The organism is Paraburkholderia sp., from assembly GCF_049581445.1.
Lineage (GTDB): Bacteria > Pseudomonadota > Gammaproteobacteria > Burkholderiales > Burkholderiaceae > Paraburkholderia.
The window spans coordinates 1-2402 of sequence record NZ_JBAURZ010000098.1 but is presented as its reverse complement, the minus strand read 5'-3'; the positions used below and the strand labels follow the sequence as shown (position 1 = coordinate 2402).

2 protein-coding genes are annotated in these 2402 nt (G+C 64.9%); both read left to right on the top strand.

Annotated features, from left to right (window positions below):
- On the top strand, positions 1–1979 hold a 1979-nt coding region (locus tag WCA85_RS08790; protein ID WP_424062939.1), incomplete at its 5' end, for a ComEC/Rec2 family competence protein.
- A gap of 66 nt (positions 1980–2045) precedes the next feature.
- A partial coding sequence (locus WCA85_RS08785) for an alpha/beta fold hydrolase (protein ID WP_424062937.1) occupies positions 2046–2402 on the top strand: 357 nt, incomplete at its 3' end.

The window sequence follows — 2402 nt, the reverse complement described above, 5'->3', positions numbered from 1 at the left end:
ACACGGTGCTGGCCGACGCGCCGCATCGCGGGATTGTGGTGGCGCTCGCGGTAGGTGCGCAGGATGAGGTGAGCGCCGCCGACCGGGCCTTGATGCGTAGCACGGGCACGAGTCACCTGGTCGCAATTTCGGGTTTGCATATCGGCTTCGTGGCGGGACTGGCTGGGTGGCTCGCGGGCGCGCTGTGGCGGCGCTCTGGTTTCGTCGGGCGCAACTGGCCGTTATGGATTCCAGCGCAAATGGTCGCGGTGTCGGTTGGGGTGCTGTTTGCCACGATGCATGCCGCGCTCGCCGGATTCAACGTTCCTGCGCAGCGAGCGCTATGGATGGCGGGCGTGGTGGCATTGGCGTTCGTCAGTGGACGCAGCGTGGCGCCTTCGGTCGTGCTGGCGTGGGCGCTGGGTCTTGTGCTCTTGCTTGACCCGTGGGCTGTGGTGTCGGCGGGTTTCTGGCTGTCGTTCTGCGCGGTGGCGGCGATCCTCTATGCGATGTCGGGCCGACCGCGCATACGCGACGATGAGGGACGCGATGAGAAGCAGGACGCGCAAGAGGCGAGCTTGACGTTGCCGCCGGCGGTCCCCGAGATGCCGCAAGCAGTCGAGTCGACGCCGCCCCTTGCGCGCAGGGCAATCGGCCAACGACTTCAGGCAGCCTTAATCGGTCATTGGCGAGCCTTCATTGAACGTATGCGTAGCGCGATCCACGTGCAGTTCGCCATCACGATTGCACTCGCGCCTTTGAGTGTCTTCTGGTTCGCGCAGATTCCGCTGATCGGGCCATTGGCTAACGCGTTCGCGATCCCTTGGGTGAGTGTATTGGTCACGCCGGCGGTGCTGGCTGGAGTCGCACTGCCGACGCCTTTCGACGCGTATGCGTTTCGCGCCGCCCATACTTTGCTCGGATGGCTGTTAGCGGGCTTGCAGATGGTGTCGGGTCCGGCATGGACGCTCTGGCGCCTGCCCCAGCCGAACGCGTGGGCGCTGGCCGCATCGGCGGCTGGGGTAGCCTGGTGTCTTGCGCCGCGGGGCTGGCCGTTGCGGTGGGCGGCTCCCCTGACCTGGCTGCCGCTGCTGTTGCCGCCACCGTCCGGCCCTGAGCCTGGCGGCTTCAGGCTAACGGCGCTTGACATCGGTCAGGGTTCATCGATTCTCGTCGAAACGACGCATCACGCATTGTTGTTCGACGCAGGGCCCGGACCTGAATCGACGCATGCCGGGGAGCGGATCGTCGTGCCGTATCTGCAGGCGAGCGGGGTCTACACGCTGGATACGATGGTAATCAGCCATGCCGATTCCGACCATTCGGGCGGCGCGCCAGCAGTGCTGGAAGGCGTGCGGGTGAGGCAACTGCTGGCGGCGCTCGCGCCGTCCAACGAACTGTGGAACAAGGCGCGCTCAACGGGGGCGGACACGGTGCCTTGCGCCGCGGGACAGCATTGGCAATGGGACGGCGTGGACTTCGCCATACTTTGGCCTGATGCCGGCCCGCTCCAGGGCAAGCCCAATGAGCATTGCTGTGTGTTGCGGGTCAGCAGCGCGGGTCAGGGGCCTGCCCCGGGTAAGGCGGTCCTCGCCGCCCCGCGTCTTACGGCTCTGCTCGCCGCCGACATCGAGGCGCCGGTCGAGCGCATCTTGCTCGCCCGCGACCGCGAGGCCTTGCGCGCCCAGATATTGGTCGTGCCGCATCATGGCAGCAAGACCTCATCGACTGAGCCGTTCCTCGACACTATCGAGCCGCTCATCGCGGTATTTCAGGTAGGCTATCGCAACCGTTTTCACCATCCGAACCCGGGAGTCTTCGAACGGTATCTGGCGCGTCATATCGAACTCACCCGCAGCGACGAGGACGGCGCGGTGCAAATCGTGGCGCAGGGCATCGTGGCGCAGGCCACCCAGCCACAACCCGCCGACTCACTTCGCGCGACGCTGACACTCGAACGGTATCGCACAGCGCATCACCGGTACTGGATGGATCGATGAAGGCGACACGGCTCGCAGCCAACCGTGCGTCTCGGACAATAGAATCAGGAACGGAGACAGCCGCACTTGAAAAACATCATTCACTTCTCGCACGCGAACGGCTTTCCCGCGTCCACTTACCGGACGATCTTCGCCGAGCTGGCAGACGATTACGATGTGCGCTTCATCGAACGCATCGGCCACGACGTGCGCTTTCCGGTCACGCAAGACTGGCCGCATCTGGTCGAGCAACTGCTCGATGACATCAGCCGTTCCTACGAGCAGCCGGTCTGGCTGGTCGGCCATTCCCTCGGCGGTTATCTTTCGTTGATGGCAGCGTTGAAAAAGCCGCAGTGGGTGCGCGGGGTGGTGATGCTCGACTCGCCGGTGATTGCCGGCTGGCGTAGCAGCATGCTGCGCGTGTCGCAATGGACGGGACTCGAC